General features: G+C 63.6%; 13 protein-coding genes. 3 read left to right on the top strand and 10 right to left on the bottom strand.

Translation table 11 applies throughout. The features are described from left to right. Nucleotides 1-39 precede the first annotated feature (39 nt). From T31B1_RS02580 to aceE, 4 genes are all read right to left on the bottom strand, one after another. On the bottom strand, nt 40-300 hold the full coding sequence (locus T31B1_RS02580) for a HigA family addiction module antitoxin (protein ID WP_353247897.1): 261 nt from the start codon (nt 298-300) through the stop codon (nt 40-42). 129 nt (nt 301-429) lie between these two features. Next, complete coding sequence (gene lpdA, locus T31B1_RS02575; protein ID WP_353247896.1) at nt 430-2337, bottom strand: dihydrolipoyl dehydrogenase; 1908 nt, start codon at nt 2335-2337, stop codon at nt 430-432. Between the two features lie 182 nt (nt 2338-2519). Continuing rightward, nucleotides 2520-4307 (bottom strand): dihydrolipoyllysine-residue acetyltransferase, encoded by a 1788-nt coding sequence (locus T31B1_RS02570; RefSeq protein ID WP_353247895.1) that lies wholly within the window; start codon nt 4305-4307, stop codon nt 2520-2522. Nucleotides 4308-4398: 91 nt separating this feature from the next. Continuing rightward, nucleotides 4399-7089, bottom strand: coding sequence for a pyruvate dehydrogenase (acetyl-transferring), homodimeric type (gene aceE / locus T31B1_RS02565; RefSeq protein WP_353247894.1), 2691 nt, complete (start codon nt 7087-7089; stop codon nt 4399-4401). 139 nt (nt 7090-7228) lie between these two features. On the opposite strand from aceE, the gene T31B1_RS02560 reads away from it, so the two are divergent. Next, nucleotides 7229-8230 (top strand): amidoligase family protein, encoded by a 1002-nt coding sequence (locus T31B1_RS02560; RefSeq protein WP_353247893.1) that lies wholly within the window; start codon nt 7229-7231, stop codon nt 8228-8230. 4 nt (nt 8231-8234) lie between these two features. Continuing rightward, on the top strand, nt 8235-8933 hold the full coding sequence (locus T31B1_RS02555; RefSeq protein WP_353247892.1) for a gamma-glutamyl-gamma-aminobutyrate hydrolase family protein: 699 nt from the start codon (nt 8235-8237) through the stop codon (nt 8931-8933). A gap of 62 nt (nt 8934-8995) precedes the next feature. Here the strand turns inward: T31B1_RS02555 and T31B1_RS02550 are convergent, their stop codons facing one another. Both T31B1_RS02550 and T31B1_RS02545 read right to left on the bottom strand, forming a co-directional pair. After that, nucleotides 8996-9202, bottom strand: a complete 207-nt coding sequence (locus T31B1_RS02550) for a CsbD family protein (protein WP_353247891.1) — start codon at nt 9200-9202, stop codon at nt 8996-8998. Nucleotides 9203-9274: 72 nt separating this feature from the next. After that, nucleotides 9275-10132 (bottom strand): formate/nitrite transporter family protein, encoded by an 858-nt coding sequence (locus tag T31B1_RS02545; protein WP_353247890.1) that lies wholly within the window; start codon nt 10130-10132, stop codon nt 9275-9277. Nucleotides 10133-10234: 102 nt separating this feature from the next. On the opposite strand from T31B1_RS02545, the gene T31B1_RS02540 reads away from it, so the two are divergent. Beyond that, on the top strand, nt 10235-11017 hold the full coding sequence (locus tag T31B1_RS02540) for a glutaminyl-peptide cyclotransferase (RefSeq protein ID WP_353247889.1): 783 nt from the start codon (nt 10235-10237) through the stop codon (nt 11015-11017). Here T31B1_RS02540 and T31B1_RS02535 read toward each other — a convergent pair. From T31B1_RS02535 to yidC, 4 genes are all read right to left on the bottom strand, one after another. Beyond that, on the bottom strand, nt 11014-11415 hold the full coding sequence (locus tag T31B1_RS02535; protein WP_353247888.1) for an ectoine synthase: 402 nt from the start codon (nt 11413-11415) through the stop codon (nt 11014-11016). The genes T31B1_RS02540 and T31B1_RS02535 overlap by 4 nt on opposite strands. Before the next feature lie 144 nt (nt 11416-11559). Then, nucleotides 11560-13164 carry an FMN-binding glutamate synthase family protein gene (locus T31B1_RS02530; protein ID WP_353247887.1) on the bottom strand — a complete coding sequence of 535 codons (1605 nt, stop codon included), beginning with the start codon at nt 13162-13164 and terminating at the stop codon, nt 11560-11562. 81 nt (nt 13165-13245) lie between these two features. After that, nucleotides 13246-14601: a tRNA uridine-5-carboxymethylaminomethyl(34) synthesis GTPase MnmE gene (gene mnmE / locus T31B1_RS02525; protein ID WP_353247886.1), complete on the bottom strand. Its 1356-nt coding sequence runs from the start codon at nt 14599-14601 to the stop codon at nt 13246-13248. A 10-nt stretch (nt 14602-14611) separates the two neighbouring features. After that, nucleotides 14612-16366, bottom strand: a complete 1755-nt coding sequence (gene yidC, locus T31B1_RS02520; RefSeq protein WP_353247885.1) for a membrane protein insertase YidC — start codon at nt 16364-16366, stop codon at nt 14612-14614. Nucleotides 16367-16369 lie beyond the last annotated feature (3 nt).

Raw genomic sequence — 16369 nt, 5'->3', positions numbered from 1 at the left:
GGCCTGGATATCCGGGGACAGTATACTTATCTTTCTTGATCAGGCGACTTGGGCTCGTTGTACCTCTTCGAGATAATAATCCGCCTGCAACCCCAACCAGAACTGAACCGACGTGCCAGAAAACTGGCTCAGCCGGCGAGCAATATCGGCATCTACCGGTCGCCGTCCTTCCATAAGCGAAGTTGAATCGTCACGCAGAAGATCACTTGCATCCGCGACATTGCGAAGGCTCAACCCCATCGGCGCGATAAACTCTTCGCGCAACACGTCGCCCGGATGAACATTCGCGAGTTCGGCCATGTCTCCCCCCTAGCAGCGTCGATAGCTACTAACTAGAACAATAGAGAAGCGAATAACCCGAGTAAATGCAAAATGCGTAAAAAAGGCCGGCGAAAAGCCGGCCTTTAGTCGTAGGCAATAACGATTACGCTATTTCTTTTTCTTAGGAATATACAAATCCGTGAGCGTTCCGGCCTCGGCCTCGGCGGCCATGCCGACCGTTTCGGCCAAGGTCGGGTGCGGGTGGATGGTCAGGCCGATGTCGTCGGCGTTCGCGCCCATTTCGATGGCGAGACAGGTTTCGGCGATGAGATCGCCGGCACCGCTACCGACCGCGCCGGCACCGATGATGCGGCCGTCGCTGCCGAATAGCAGCTTGGTGTTGCCGTCGGTGGCGTCCAGGCCGATGGCGCGGCCGTTGGCGGCCCAGGGGAAGGCGCCCTTGGTGTATTCGATGCCGTCTTTCTTGGCCTGGGTTTCGGTCACGCCTGTCCAGGCGACTTCCGGATCCGTGTAGACGACGGAGGGGATGACCTTGGCGTCGAAGGCGGCTTTTTCGCCGGCACAGCATTCGGCGGCGACCTTGCCCTGATGCGTGGCCCGGTGGGCGAGCTGGGGTTCGCCGGAGACGTCGCCGATGGCGAAGATGTTGTCGACGTTGGTACGACACTGTTTGTCGATGCCGATGAAGCCACGCTCGTCGACTTCGACCCCGGCCTTGTCGGCGCCGATCTTGGCGCCGTTGGGCTTGCGGCCGATGGCGACCAGCACGCGATCGTAGTCCTTGGACTTGGGCGCGTCGTCGCCTTCGAAGCTCGCCGTGAGCTTGTCGCCGGCTTCCAGGCCGGTGACTTTGGTGGACACCCAGATATTGCCGCAGCGCTTCTTCATGCGCTTGGTGAGCGGCTTGATGAGGTCCTTGTCGGCGCCAGGGATGAGGCTATCGGTCATTTCGACCACATCCACTTCGGTGCCGTGGGCGGCATAGACGTTGGCGATCTCGCAGCCGATGATGCCGCCACCGACGACCAGCAGGGAGCCGGGAATTTCGTCGGGCGAGAGGGCTTCTTCCGAGGTCCAGATGCGCTCGTCCTCGGGCCAGCCGGGCAGCATGACCGGCTCGGAGCCCACGGCGATGATGGCGTTGTTGAAGGTGAGCTGGTCGGTATCGTCGCTGCCTTCGATCTTGAGCGTGTGGGCATCGGCAAAGGTGCCGGTGCCGTTGACGATATTCACCTTGCGCTTGGAGGCCATGGATTTCAGGCCGCCGGTGAGCTGGTCGATGACGGACTGCTTGTAGTCCAACAGCTTGGCGAGATCGATCTCCGGCTTGCCGAAGGTCACGCCGTGGCTGGCCATGTTGGCGGCTTCTTCGATGACCTTGGCCGAATGCAGCAACGCCTTGGACGGAATACAGCCCACGTTGAGGCAGACGCCGCCAAGCACGCTGTGGCGCTCGACCATGGTGACGCTCAGGCCCATATCGGCCGCACGGAAGGCGGCCGTGTAACCGCCCGGGCCGGAGCCGAGGACGAGCACGTCGCAATCGTAGTCGTGATCGCCGCCGGCGGGATTTTCGGCCTTGTCTTTCGTTTGTTTCGATTCGGACGACTGTTTCTTGTCGGCCGATTTGTCCTTGGAGGCGGACTTCTTGTCGGATTGGGCGGACGATTTCTTGTCGTCCGACTTGTCGGACTTTTTCGATTTCGCCGCCTGGGCGTCCTCGTCCTTCTCGTCGTCGCTTTCGGATTCGCCGTCGTCGCCGTCATCCGCGTCGGCGTCGTCCGAATCGTCGTCGCCCTCATCGTCGCCGCCGTCTTCATCCGCGGCTTCGATGAGCGCGATCACGTCGCCTTCGGAGACGGTATCGCCTTCCGAGACTTTCAGCTCGGTGATCTTGCCGGCGACCGTGGACGGCACTTCGAGGGTGGCCTTGTCGGATTCCAGCGTGATGAGCGGCTGTTCTTCCTCGACCGTGTCGCCCTCGGCGACGAGCACTTCGATGATCTCGACGGAGTCGAAATCGCCGATGTCCGGAACCTTGATTTCCTGCGCCATGGTTTAACTACCTTGACCGGCCCGCAGGCCGGATTGTGCGTTCAAGAAGCGGGCCATCGAAGCGACAGGCTTCAGATCGCCCGGCGCGAGCGATGAGGCTGCAAGCCAAGGCGTCGAGAGCGCTGTGTAGCAACGCTACATAAGCGATCGGCAACGCCGTATTGCAGCCCCATAGCCGCGGCCTAGAGCAACAACGTCCTCAAGTCAGAGAGTTTCTCGCTGATGAATCCCGTAATCCGTGCCGCCTTGGCCCCGTCGATCACGCGGTGATCGTAAGAGAACGACAGCGGCAGAATCAGCCGCGGCTCGAACTCGGACCCGTTCCAGACCGGCTGCCAGCTGTGCTTGGACACGCCCAGAATGCCGACCTCGGGGGAGTTCACGATCGGCGTGAACGCCGTACCGCCGACGCCGCCGAGGCTGGAGATCGAGAAACAGGCGCCTTTCATGTCGTCGCCCTTGATCTTGCCTTCGCGGGCCCGGCCGGAGACCTCGTCCAGATCGCGGGCGATCTCGTAGATGCCTTTCTTGTCGACCTCCTTGATCACCGGCATGAGCAGGCCGTTGGGTGTGTCCACCGCCACGGCGATGTTCACGTACTTCTTGTGCACCAGCGATTCGCCGTCGGCCGTGAGCGAGCTGTTGAGGTCCGGGAAGGCCTTGAGCGCGGCCGCCGAGGCCTTGAGCAGGAAGGCCAGCGGCGTGAGCTTGACCCCATCCGCCTTGGCCTTTTCCTTGTTCGCCTGGCGGAATTCTTCCAGATCGGTGATATCGGCGTTGTCGAACTGGGTGACATGCGGAATGAGCAGCCAGTTCTTATGGACGGCCTTGGCCGAGATCTTGCGGATGCGCTCCAGCGGGACGGTTTCAACTTCGCCGAACTGGCTGAAATCGATATCCGGCTGGGCGGGCACGCCGCCCCCACCGCCGGCCGGTGCCGATGCACCGCCGCCGCTCTGCACCTGCGACAGGGCATTCTTCACATAGGACTGGACATCCTCGGCGGTGATCCGGCCCTTGCGTCCGCTGCCGTCCATTCGGCCCAGATCGGCCCCGAGCTCGCGCGCGTACTTGCGCACGCTGGGCGAGGCATGGGCCTTGCCGAAACGCTCTTCGTCGACGTTGTCGAGCTTGGAGGAATCGCCGCTGTCGTCTTTCGACGCCTGTTTCTTCGGCGCGTCGTCCTTTTTCGACGCCTTGCCGTCGGACTGCTTCTTGTCCGCCTTGTCGGCTTTCTTGGTGTCCTTCTTGGCGCGGTCGGCGCCGCCGGATTGCTTGCTCGACGCCTTGTCCTGTTTGGATTGCTTCTTGTCGCCGCCGGAGGATTTGCCGCCGGCTTTTTCCAGCATCGCGATCACGTCACCTTCGGAGACGGTATCGCCTTCCGAGACCTTCATTTCGGTGATCTTGCCGGCTGCGGACGAGGGCACTTCCAGCGTGGCCTTGTCGGATTCCAGCGTAATCAGCGGCTGTTCTTCCTCGACCTCGTCGCCTTCGGCCACCAGCACTTCGATGACTTCGACCGAGTCGAAGTCGCCGATGTCCGGCACCTTGACCTCGACGGTCTCGCCGCCGGCGTCTTCCTCTTCGTCGTCTTGGTCCAAATCGTCGGTCTCGGCGTCGTCCGACTCGTCGGCGTCGTCCTCGGCCTCATCTGCGGCCTGTGCCTCGTCGTCGCTGTCGTCTTCAGCGGCCTCGTCGTCGTCATCGCTGTCGTCGGCGTCGTCTTCGCCGGCCGCCTCGACGAGTGCGATGACGTCACCTTCGGAGACGGTGTCGCCCTCGGAGACCTTCATTTCAGTGATCTTGCCGGCCATCGTGGAAGGCACTTCCAGCGTGGCCTTGTCGGATTCGAGGGTGATGAGCGGCTGCTCTTCCTCGACCGTGTCGCCTTGTGAGACCAGCACTTCGATGACTTCGACCGAGTCGAAGTCGCCGATGTCCGGAACCTTGATTTCCTGCGCCGCCATAAAGCGTTTCCTTAAGCTCTGGGCGGGAAGGCCCGCAGGCCGTCCCGCCGTATCAGTCGATCATGCGTCGTCCGGTCGTCTCCCGCAGCGATCAATGCGTGATCGGCTCCGGCTTGTCCGGGTCGATGCCGTACTTGCGAATGGCTTCGCCGACGACCTTGCGTTCGATCTTGTCCTCGTCGGCCAGTGCCTTGAGCGCACAGACCGTGATCCAGCGCCGGTCGACCTCGAAGAACTCGCGCAGCGCCTCGCGTGTATCCGAACGGCCGTACCCGTCGGTGCCGAGGGTGTGATACGCCACCGGCATGTAGGGACGGATCATCTCCGGCAGACCGCGGACATAGTCGGTGGCAGCGATCGCCGGACCCTTGGCGTCGGCGAATTTCTTAGCCACGAAGCTCTGGCGCGGGTCCTCTTCGGGATGCAGCATGTTCCAGCGCTCGATCGACGCCCCGTCGCGCTTGAGCTGGGTGAAGCTGGGCGCACTCCAGACGGCGGTGCCGATACCGAATTCGGTTTCGAGCATCTCGGCGGCGGCGATGACTTCGTGCAGGATCGTGCCCGAACCCAGCAGGTTGACCTGCAGATCCTTGTCGGCGCCGGACTGCGAGAACTGGTACATGCCGGCGATGATGTCGTCTTCCACGCCTTCCGGCATCGGCGGATGGCTGTAGTTCTCGTTCATCATCGTCAGGTAGTAGTAGACGTCCTGCTGCTCTTCGTACATCTCCACCAGCCCGCGGTGCATGATCACGGCCATCTCGTAGGAGAAGGTCGGATCGTAGGCCCGGCAGTTCGGTACGAAGTCGAACATCACATGGCTGTGGCCGTCCTGATGCTGAAGGCCTTCGCCGTTGATGGTGGTCCGACCGGCCGTGCCGCCCAGCAGGAAGCCGCGTGCGCGCATGTCGCCGGCGGCCCAGCAGAAGTCGCCCACGCGCTGGAAGCCGAACATCGAATAGAAGGCATAGAACGGGATCATCGTCTTGCCGTGGTTCGAATACGACGTGGCCGCCGCGATGAACGACGAGATCGCGCCCGCTTCGGTGATGCCTTCCTCGAGAATCTGACCGGTGATCGACTCCTTGTAGAAGGCGAGCTGGTCGGAGTCTTCCGGCACGAACAGCTGGCCGACCGGCGAATAAATCCCCAGCGAGCGGAACATGCCTTCCATACCGAAGGTCCGCGCCTCGTCGGGAATGATCGGGACGATGCGGTCCTTGATGTTCTTGTCGCGGGTCAGGATCTGCAGGATGCGGGTGAACACCATGGTGGTGGCCATCTCGCGATCGCCGGAGCCCTGGAGCAGCTTGTCGAACACGCTCAGCTCGGGGATCTCGAGCTTGTCGCCCTGCGTGCGTCGCTGCGGCAGATAGCCGCCTAGCGCGGCGCGCCGCTCGTGGAGATACTTGATCTCCTCGGAGTCTTCGTCCGGCTTGTAGAAGGGCGCATCGGCGATCTTGTCGTCGTCGACGGGGATCTCGAAACGATCGCGGAATTCCTTGAGCGCGTCCTCGCCCATCTTCTTCTGCTGATGGGTGATGTTCTGGCCTTCACCGGCCTCGCCCATGCCGTAGCCCTTGACCGTCTTGGCCAGGATGACCGTCGGGCGACCATTGTTGTTGTTCACGGCCGCGTGATAGGCCGCATAGACCTTGTGCGGATCGTGGCCGCCGCGGTTGAGCCGGCGAATGTCCTCGTCGGACATGGACGCCACCATCTCTTCCAGCTCGGGATACTTGCCGAAGAAATGCTCGCGGGTGTAGTCGCCCCCGTTGGCCTTGTAGGCCTGGTATTCGCCGTCGACGGTCTCGTTCATCAGTTCGACGAGCTTGCCGTCGTGGTCCTGGGCGAGCAGACCGTCCCAGAGCGCGCCCCAGATCACCTTGATGACGTTCCAGCCGGCACCGCGGAACGAGCCTTCCAGTTCGTTGATGATCTTGGAGTCGCCGCGGACCGGGCCGTCCAGCCGCTGCAGGTTGCAGTTGACCACGAAGATGAGGTTGTCCAGACCTTCGCGCGCGGCGATATCGATCGCGCCCATGGATTCGGGCTCGTCCATCTCGCCGTCGCCGCAGAAACACCAGACATGGCGGTCGCTGGTGTCTTCGATGCCGCGGTTGTGCAGGTAACGCATGAAGCGCGCCTGGTAGATCGCGTTGATCGGGCCGATGCCCATCGACACGGTCGCGAACTGCCAGTAGTCGGGCATCAGCCAGGCGTGCGGGTAGCTCGACAGGCCCTTGCCGCCGGCTTCCGAGCGGAAGTTGAGCAGCTGGTCTTCGTCGATCCGGCCTTCCAGATAGGAACGCGCATAGATACCCGGCGCCGAATGCCCCTGGATATAGACCAGGTCGCCGCCGTGCTCTTCGGAGGGCGCATGGAAGAAGTGGTTGAAGCCGACTTCATAGAGCGTCGCCGCCGAGGCGTAGCTGGCGATATGGCCGCCCACACCTTCATGATGGCGGTTGGCCTGGATGACCATGGCCATCGCATTCCAGCGGATGATCGAGCGGATACGCCACTCGATGGCCGGATCGCCCGGGGAGCGCTCTTCCAGGTGCGGCGGAATCGTGTTGATATAGGCCGTGTTGGGCGAGTAGGGGATATAGGCCCCTGAACGCCGCGACCGCTCGATGAGCATTTCCAGCAGATAATGCGCCCGTTCCGGGCCTTCGATCTCGATGACGGCGTCGAGCGCGTCACGCCATTCGGCGGACTCCTGCGGATCGACGTCTTCTACGTCGTCGGCGTGCTCTGGGTGCGAACTCGCCTGGGCCATACGGCGCTCCTTGTTCAAACTCGTGAAAACGATTTGTAGTCGATGTTACGCCCGCCTCCCGAGCGCCGACAACTAGCCGTCGGAGGGCGTCAATGGCATGCTGGCACGGTTTCTTATTTATGCTGCGGTGCACGATACAATGAACGAACCTGAAGACGGTTCCGCCGATGCACCGCTGGACCGGCCATCGCGTATCCATACGACAGCGCACGGACAGCGTCGCGTGGGCGTGGAACTTGAATTTACCGGGCTGTCCATCGAACGCATCAGTCAGACGCTGCAGGCCACCTACGGCGGCGAAATCGTCGCGCACAGCGCCTACGAGTACAGCGTCAAGGACACCGAGCTGGGCGATTTCGCGGTCGAACTGGATTATGCCTACCTCAAGGAACGCGGTCGGCGCGAGCCGGAATCCGGCCTGCTCGAGGATATCGAGAAAGCCTCCGAAGACTTGCTCGGCGCCCTCGCCAAGCGCGTGGTCCCGCGGGAGATCGTGTGTCCGCCGATCGAGATCGACCAGCTGCACCGTATCAACACGGTCATTCGGGCATTGCGCGCCGCCGGGGCCCGCGGTACCAGCGACTCGGCGATCTATGCGTTCGGGTTGCACCTGAACCCGGAGCTGCCGGATCTGGAAACCGAAACGCTGCTGGGTTATATCCGTGCGTTCGCGGTGGCCTACGACTGGCTCAAGCGGGTCAGCGTCATCGATATAAGCCGCCGCGTATCGCCGTATATCCAGCCGTATCCCAAACCCTATGTGCGCACGGTCTGCGATCCGGGCTATCTACCCACCCGATCACGGCTGATCGGCGATTACCTGGCCGAGAACGCCAATCGCAACCGGGCCCTGGACATGCTGCCCGTATTCGCCCATATCGACGCCGACCGGGTGCGCGCAGCGGTTTCGGACGGGCTGGTCAATGCACGGCCAACGCTTCATTACCGGCTGCCGAACTGCGAGATCGAAAAGCCGGGCTGGGATCTGCGCGCCAGCTGGCGCGACTGGCTGGTCATCGAACGGCTGGCGGCCGACCCGGATCGGCTGCTGACAATCTGCGACGACTATTGCAGCGCGCTCGACAAGCCGTTCGGCGACTGGCTGGGGCGTTGGAGCGATGGGTTCGAGCGCTATCTCTGAACCAATGTCACGCCCGCGAATCGCGGTGACCGGCAAGGCCAGCCGCTGGGCGCCCGGCTGGTGGTTTGCCTGGCTGGCGATCTGGCTGGCCGGAGGCCGCGCGATACGAGCCACGCCGCGGCATCCCATGCCGGCAAATATCGATGGCGTGGTCATCGGCGGCGGCGACGATATCGCCAGCGATCTGTATGCCGCCACCGCTGCGTTCGACCGCCATGCCGATCGCCAACGCGACGCCTTCGAGCTGGCCGCCATCGAGGCGGCCATCCGCGACGGTCGGCCGTTGCTGGGCATATGCCGGGGCGCCCAGCTGATCAACGTCGCCGCGGGCGGCACGCTCTATGCCGACATCAGCGAACAACGCCGACACACCTCGAACCGCGCCAACCCGTTGGCCTGCAAGACGATTACGGTCAGCGGCCGGGCCCGGCGAGTGCGGGCGGCGGCCGGCGCCCGCCGAATACGTGTGAACAGTCTTCATCACCAGGCCGTGCACCGGCTGGGCGGCACCCTGTTTGCGGCCGCCCGCGATGCCGACGGCTTCGTTCAGGCGATCGAAAGCCCACGCGACGCGTTCGTGATCGGCGTGCAATGGCACCCGGAATATCTGTTCTACCGCGCCCCCCAGCGACGCCTGTTCGCCGCGCTGATTGCCGCCGCCCGGGCGTTCCGGGCCGGCGGGACGGGCCCGGCCTGTCCATGAAAAAGCCCGCCCGGGGCGAACCCGGGCGGGCTTGAACGATCGCACAACCGCGATCGGCGCGGCTACAGGTACTTGCGTTCGAAGTCCTTGAGCAGCGCTTCGGCGTTTTCCTTGGTCTCGCCGTACTTCTCCTGGAGCTTGCCCAGGAAGTTCTCGCGCTTGCCGCGGGCTTCTTCGACGTCGTCGTCGGTCAGCTTGCCGAAGTGCTCACGCGCCTTGCCTTTCACGCGGTCGAAGCGGCCTTCCCATTTATCATCGGATTCGGTCATGTCGAATATCCATCACTAGAGAATGTGGACGTCATACTGCAACGCAACAACGATGACAGTCAATAATGGCAACTAATCCTTGTCGACGTCGGTTTCGTCCCGGTCGGAGTCGCTGTAGGCCACCTGAGCATAGTTGACCACGGCCACCAGCATGATGCCGCCGATCATGTTGCCCAGCAGCGTGGGGAAGAAGAAGCTGCCGAAAAACGCGCCGATACCGTGCATGCCGGTAAACACGGCATAGAGTGCGGCCACCGACCCGGCGATGATGTGGGGGAAGTGGGCCAGCCCGATCAGATAGGTCACGAGGATGATCACGCCCACGCGCGCGGTTTCGGCGAACGGCATGAGCCACAGCATCAAGGCGACCAGCCAGCCGGCGAATATCGCCCGGATCAGCATCGTGGTGAAGGGGGATTCGTATTCGCGGGCGGCGATCGAGGCCAGTGCTTCGTTGATTTTCGGGTCGAGCACGTCGAAATAGGCCAGGGCAGCGCCGAAGATCGCGGTACCGATCATGTTGCCGATCAGCACCACCAGCCATAAGTTGATGGTGCGGGTGAACACGCTGATCGAGCGTACACGGAGCATCTCCAGTACCGGCGTGAGCGTGTTCTCGGTGAACAGCTGCTGGCGGCCCAGAATCACGAACAAAAAGCCCATCGAATAGCCGAAGCTGGCGATGATCGGGCGCCAGGCCGATTCCGGCGTGTAACTGTAGAGCAACGCTTGGGCGATGAGTGAGAACCCCATCGACAACCCCGCGCCCAGGGCCGAGAACCACAGCCCGGGCAGCGGCCGGGTCAGCTCGGACTCGGCCTCACGACGGATCGCTTCGTAGACCACCGCAGCACTGGGCGCCTCGCGCCGACGGGCATCCCGCTTCTGACGGTGATCGAGATCGTGTTCTGTATGTTGTTGTTCGGCCATGCGGCTCTCGGCGTTTATGATTAAAACACTCTATCTTAAGTGTATGGATGGCCCCGGATGTACGGCGCGCCGTTTTTTTTTCGCAGCATCGCCCGCGCCGGCATGCCGCTATTGCTGGCGGCGATTGCCTTGTGGGCCGTGGCCGGCTGTGCCGAACCCGTGGCCCAGGAGCGCGCGCGTATTCTGGCCAGCTACCCCCACGACCCCGGCGCGTTCACCCAGGGGCTGCTGATCCACGACGGGAAACTGTTCGAATCCACCGGCCAGTACGGGCAGTCGACGCTACGACGCGTGGATATCGACAGCGGGCGCGTGGAGCGATCGGTGGCCCTGCCCGAGACGTTCTTCGGCGAAGGCCTCGCACTGGTCGGCGACCGGCTTTATCAGTTGACCTGGAAACAGGGCGTGGTCCTGGTCTACGACCGGGCCAGCCTGCGCGAAGTCCAGCGGATGCACTATGAGGGCCAGGGCTGGGGCCTGACCTGGGACGGCCAGGACCTGATCATGAGCGACGGTACCGCCACCCTGCGCCGTATCGATCCGAACGGTTTCCGGGTGATCGGGCGGCTGACGGTACGCGACAACGGCACGCCGGTGGAGCGGCTCAACGAACTCGAATACATCGACGGCGAGATCTGGGCCAACGTCTGGTACGAGAACCGGATCCTGCGGATCGATCCGGATACCGGACGGGTCGTGGCGCGCCTGGACGCCAGCCCGCTGGTGTCCGCTCTGCCGCCGGACGGACGCCCGAACGTGCTCAACGGCATCGCCTGGGATGCCGAGGCCGATCGGCTGTACCTCACCGGCAAGTACTGGTCACGCCTGTTCGAAGTGGCGCGGCCGAACACGGCTGCGGCAGCGCCCGGCCAGACAACGCCCTAGCGACGCATGACCGTACCGTCGTCGTCCAGCAGCGGGTAGCTGCCCTGCTCGTCGTGCGATTCAGGCCCGACCAGCGCCGGGGAGAAGGCACAGATCACGGTCATGCCCTTCTCGCTGGAGAGGATGTGCTGCTGGTTCTTGTCCAGCGCGTACAGCACGCCGGGCTTGAGCTCCCATTCCCCGCCTTCGGTCAGGTCCTGGATTTTGCCTTCGCCTTCGATGCACAGCACGGTTTCCTTATGGTTCTTGTACCACATGTGGAGTTCCTTGCCGGGCTTGATATAGGTCTCGTGCATCGAGTGGCCCATGCCGTCGGCACGCAGCGTATAGCGGCGGCTGATCCACTTGTCGTCTTCGACGGCGTCCTGTTCGGCATCCTCATGGGTACGGATAAGCATGGCGTTTTCCCCTGGCTGTCTGATTCGAATCGCCCGCGCCGGCCCGGGGCGTACGCTGACGCCGCCGGCGGGACCGAACCGGGTGGCACCCGGTGAACGGGGCGCCACCCTAGACATCCGAACAGCCCGGCTGAATCCGTTCGACTACGGACGCCCGCGCAGCGGGGCGAATGACGCGGCGCTGGCCATCGACCAATCCTCTCGATAGACGTCGGGAATACGGTCTTCGAGGAAGTCGCCGGCCACCACCGCCGGTTCGATATCGGCGAAGGTCGCCGCATGCCCGTGCTCGGGGCGATGCTGGATATGAGCCAGAGTGAGATCGTCGGGGCTGTCCAGGCCCATGGTGCCGACGATATCCAGGAACGAATCGATCGTGGCATGGTGGAAATTGCGAACATGCAGGGACTTGGCCATGACATCCACTGCCGCGCCGCGATGGCGATCCTGGGTGGCCACCCCCGTTGGACAGGTATCGGTATGACACCGGCGCGCCTGGATACATCCGACCGAGAACATGAACGCCCGGGCGGCATTGCACATGTCCGCGCCCAGCGCGATCTTGAGCACCATGTCGAAGCCCATCACCACCTTGCCGCTGGCGATGACGGTGACCCGGTCGCGTACGCCGATCCCGACCAGACAGGCGTGTACGAAAGGCAGGGCATCGTTGATATAGGTTCCCACGAAGTCGGAAAACTCCGCCGGTGCAGCGCCGGTGCCGCCTTCGGCGCCGTCCACGGTGATGAAGTCCGGCACGATGCCGGTTTCGACCATGGCCTTGCAGATGCCCATGAACTCGGAGCGGCGGCCCAGACATAGCTTGAAACCGACCGGCTTGCCGTGGGTGAGCTCGCGCAGGCGCGCCACGAACTGCAGCAGACCGATCGGTGTGTCGAACTGGGAATGGGTCGCCGGGGACTGACAGTCCTGGCCAGCCTCGATCTCACGGACCCGGGCAATCTCCTCGGTCACCTTGGAGCCGGGCAGAAGCCCGCCGTGGCCGGGTTTGGCGCCTTGGGATATCTTGATCTCGATCATCTTGACCTGATCGGTATTGGCCTTGCGCGCGAACTCGTCGGGGTCGAAATCACCGTCTTCGGTACGACACCCGAAATAGGCCGAGGCGATCTCCCAGATCAGGTCGCCGCCATGCTCACGGTGATGATCGCTGATCGCGCCTTCCCCGGTATCCTGGGCGAACTGCCCGAGCGCTGCGCCGCGGTTCATGGCCGCCACCGCGTTGGCCGACAGCGAGCCGAAGCTCATCGCCGAAATGTTCAAACGCGACGAATCATAGGGCTGGCGACATTGGTCGTTGCCGATGATCAGCCGTGCATGGCGCTTGTCCACCGTTCTCGGCGCCATGGAATGCATGGTGAAGTTGTAGCCGGCATCCTCGTAGTCGCGAATGGTGCCGAACGGCGAGGTATCGCCGCGACCGGCCGCGCGCGAGTAGACGATCTCACGCTGCTCGCGGGAAAACGGTCGGCCGCTGGTCTCGGATTCGAAGAAATACTGGCGCAGCTCGGGCCGCATGAACTCCAACATGTAGCGCAAGTGCCCCAGGATCGGGAAATTGCGCAACACGTTGGCCTGCGAGCGCAGATCGAACGCGCCAACCACCGCCAGCGCGGCCAGTATCAACCACAGCCACAGCCAGTGGGGCGCGAACAGCGCCAACACCAGCCCGAGCAGCAGGGTGGCAACGACATAACCGACATAAATGACCCGCGGATATCCGAACATGGACGGCCCTCTTTTGTAGTGGCGAATGCATCATGCATCGGTTGCCGGGGGCGCTCAATCAGCAGTCGTGCGGAGCCTCGGTCACTTGCCGATACAAAAGCTCGAAAAGATCTCGCCGAGCAGGTCGTCGCTGGTCACGGTGCCGGTGATCTCGCCGAGTGCGTTCTGGGCCTGGCGCAGCTCCTCGGCCAACAGATCGCCAGCCGCATCCTCGAGCAGCCGTCGCCGTCCGGTATCCAGTGACGCCGCGGCCCGGGCGAGTGCTTCCAGATGGCGAGTGCGGGCAACGAACGCCGGCTCAGCCCCTTCGGTCAGGCCGGCGCAGGCCTTCAGATGGCTGGCCAGCGCGTCCATGCCGACACCGTCGACCGCCGATAAACGGACCATCGGCCGACCGTCGCGTTCGGCCAGCCCGGGCGCCTCGCTGCAGAGATCGATCTTGTTGGCGATCAGCGAGACCGGCACCCGGCTGCCGATCTCGGCAAGCAATTCGTGTTCCGCCTCGCCCAGGCCGGTGCGGGCATCGAATACCAGCAGCACCCGGTCGGCACGCGTGAGTTCGGCACGCGCCCGGCGCACGCCCTCGGCCTCGATCGGGTCGTCGGTCTCGCGCAGGCCGGCGGTATCGATCAGCGTCAGCGGCAGGCCGTCGATGGACAACTGCTCTGCCAGCACGTCGCGCGTGGTGCCGGCGATTTCAGTCACGATCGCCGTATCGCGACGAGCCAATCGGTTGAGCAGACTCGACTTGCCGACATTAGGACGCCCGAGGATCACCACCCGCAGGCCATCGCGCAGACGGGCGCCCTGGGCTGCCTCCGAGGTCAGGTCGGCCAACTGGCCACGAATCTCATCCAGGCGTGCTGCGATCGCACCGTCGCCGAGAAAGTCGACGTCGTCCTCGTCCGGGAAATCGATCGCCGCTTCGGTATAGACCCGCAGCGCGGTCAATGCCTCGACCAGGGCATCGATACGCTGCGAGAACGCGCCCTCGAGCGAACGCATGGCCGCACTCGCCGCTGCAGCGCTGCCGGCATCAATGGCGTCGGCGATCGCCTCGGCCTGGTCCAGGCTCAGCTTGTCGTTGAGAAAGGCCCGCTCGGAGAATTCGCCCGGACGCGCCAGACGCGCGCCCAGCGCGACCAGACGCGCGAGCAGCCGCTCCACCAGCACCGGGCTGCCGTGGCCGTGCAGTTCGACGACATCCTCGCCGGTGAACGAGGCAGGCGCGGCGAAATAGAGCATCAGGCCATGGTCGATCGCCTGGCCGTCGGCGTCGGCGAAGGCAGCCAGCCGGGCCTGGCGCGGCTGCGGCAGGCGGCCGGTCAATCCGCGGGCGATGGCGCCGGCCTGAGGCCCGGACAAACGGACCATGGCGACCCCGGCACGACCGGCCGCACTGGCGAGTGCCGCAATCGTGTCGGCGCCGCCGTTCATCCGGACGCGGTCAGCTGCTGGCGGCCTTGTGGCCCAGGCCCTCGGCATCCAGCTTGCGGTAGATATACCACTGCTGGGCAATCGAGAGCATGTTGTTCGTGCACCAGTACAGCACCAGACCGGCCGGGAAGAACGCAAAGAAGACCGCCAGGCCCACCGGCATGATCTGCATCATGCGCTGCTGCATCGGGTCCATGGTGACGTTCGCGGTCAGCCGCTGCTGCAGGAACATGGTCAGACCGAAGACCACCGGCAGGATGTAGTACGGGTCCGGTGCCGACAGATCCTGGATCCAGAGCATGAACGGCGCATGGCGCAGTTCGACGGATTCGCGCAATACCCAGTACAGGGAGATGAACACCGGCATCTGCACCAGCATGGGCCAGCAGCCGGCCAGCGGATTGAAGCCTTCCTTCTTGTAGAGCTCCATCATCTTCGATTGAAGCTTCTGACGGTCGTCGCCGTACTGCTCCTTGAGCTGCTGCATGCGCGGCGCGAACTTGCGCATCCGGGCCATGGCACGGTACTGGGTCTCGGAAAGCTTATAGAAGCACAGCTTGATGAGGAACGTCAGCAGAATGATCGCCACGCCCCAATTGCCCACCAGCGCGTGCAGGTGTTCCAGCACCCAGAAGATGGGCTTGGCCAGCACGGTCAGCCAGCCGTAGTCCACGGCCAGCCCGAGACCGGGCGCGACCGAGTCCAGCTGGTCCTGAAGCTTCGGGCCCACGAACAGCGTGGTCTCGAAGTCGGCCTTCGAATCGGCGGTGATATCGCGCTGTGCGCCGATGAACCCCGAAGCGAAGCCGCCGCTGGCATTGGGCACGTTCTTGGGCGTGGCAAAGAAACGCGCCTGACTGTCGGGCGGCGGAATGGCCGCACCGATGAAGTAATGCTGGATCATGGCGACCCAGCCGCCCTGCTGGGTCAGCTCCAGCGGGTTTTCGGCCAGATCTTCGTGGCTTTCGGTACGGTAGCTGTAGCTGTCGCCGCCGTCCTTCTTCTGGTACCAGCCCACGCCGAAAAAGGCCTGGGCGAAAGGCACGTCGCCGGTGATCTCATAGGGCGCGCGCCAGAAACGAACGTATTGAGAGACCTTCCAGTCGTCGGCGGCGTTGTTGACCACCTCATGACGCAGCCCGATCTTGTAACTGTCGCGATTGAAGGTATAGATCTTGGTGACCTGGTGCCCGGCGTCGTTGGTCCAGGTCAATGGCACGTCCAGCGTGTCCTGACCGTCGGCGAGCCGATACTCGGTCTGGTCGGTCTGGTAGGTGGCGTTGTGGTCGGGCGCCTTGGCGCCCTTGGCAACCAGCCCGCTCTGGGCGATGAAGAAGTTCGGTGCGCTGTCGTTGATCAGGCGCAGATTGGTATCGGGCTTTTCCGAGGACACCGGGACACCGCGCAACTCGACCTTGCGCAAGTCGCCGCCCTTGGTGTCGATGATGACATCCAGCTTGTCGGTGACCACATGTACGCGCTTGGCCTGGGCCACCACCGCTTCGCCAGTGTCCTGGTCGATGTCCGAGGTGTTGCCGGGGGCGGTATCTCGCCCGCTGCTGTCGCCCTGGTCGGTCGAACTGGGCGCCGAATCCAGCGAAGGCACATCATCGGTGTCCGCCTCGGCGTAGTTCTGGCCGCTGCTGGGCTGGTTCGATGCCGTGGCGTCGGCCTCGGTCGGCGCGTAGTCGGTCTGCCACGCCTGATACAGAAAGAAGCAGATGACGCCGATGGCGCACAGCAGGCCGAAACGAATATTTTCCATGCG

The sequence above is a fragment of the Salinisphaera sp. T31B1 genome, from assembly GCF_040361275.1.
Taxonomy (GTDB): Bacteria; Pseudomonadota; Gammaproteobacteria; order Nevskiales; family Salinisphaeraceae; genus Salinisphaera.
The sequence above is the reverse complement of the archived record's forward strand: the minus strand, read 5'-3'. Positions and strand labels throughout refer to the sequence as shown.

What these genes read in the sequence shown, in the direction of transcription:
- T31B1_RS02580 (WP_353247897.1), bottom strand. Translation starts at nt 300, where the DNA reads ATGGCCGAACTCGCGAATGTTCATCCGGGCGACGTGTTGCGCGAAGAG.
- lpdA (WP_353247896.1), bottom strand. Translation starts at nt 2,337, where the DNA reads ATGGCGCAGGAAATCAAGGTTCCGGACATCGGCGATTTCGACTCCGTC.
- T31B1_RS02570 (WP_353247895.1), bottom strand. Translation starts at nt 4,307, where the DNA reads ATGGCGGCGCAGGAAATCAAGGTTCCGGACATCGGCGACTTCGACTCG.
- aceE (WP_353247894.1), bottom strand. Translation starts at nt 7,089, where the DNA reads ATGGCCCAGGCGAGTTCGCACCCAGAGCACGCCGACGACGTAGAAGAC.
- T31B1_RS02560 (WP_353247893.1), top strand. Translation starts at nt 7,229, where the DNA reads ATGAACGAACCTGAAGACGGTTCCGCCGATGCACCGCTGGACCGGCCA.
- T31B1_RS02555 (WP_353247892.1), top strand. Translation starts at nt 8,235, where the DNA reads ATGTCACGCCCGCGAATCGCGGTGACCGGCAAGGCCAGCCGCTGGGCG.
- T31B1_RS02550 (WP_353247891.1), bottom strand. Translation starts at nt 9,202, where the DNA reads ATGACCGAATCCGATGATAAATGGGAAGGCCGCTTCGACCGCGTGAAA.
- T31B1_RS02545 (WP_353247890.1), bottom strand. Translation starts at nt 10,132, where the DNA reads ATGGCCGAACAACAACATACAGAACACGATCTCGATCACCGTCAGAAG.
- T31B1_RS02540 (WP_353247889.1), top strand. Translation starts at nt 10,235, where the DNA reads ATGCCGCTATTGCTGGCGGCGATTGCCTTGTGGGCCGTGGCCGGCTGT.
- T31B1_RS02535 (WP_353247888.1), bottom strand. Translation starts at nt 11,415, where the DNA reads ATGCTTATCCGTACCCATGAGGATGCCGAACAGGACGCCGTCGAAGAC.
- T31B1_RS02530 (WP_353247887.1), bottom strand. Translation starts at nt 13,164, where the DNA reads ATGTTCGGATATCCGCGGGTCATTTATGTCGGTTATGTCGTTGCCACC.
- mnmE (WP_353247886.1), bottom strand. Translation starts at nt 14,601, where the DNA reads ATGAACGGCGGCGCCGACACGATTGCGGCACTCGCCAGTGCGGCCGGT.
- yidC (WP_353247885.1), bottom strand. Translation starts at nt 16,366, where the DNA reads ATGGAAAATATTCGTTTCGGCCTGCTGTGCGCCATCGGCGTCATCTGC.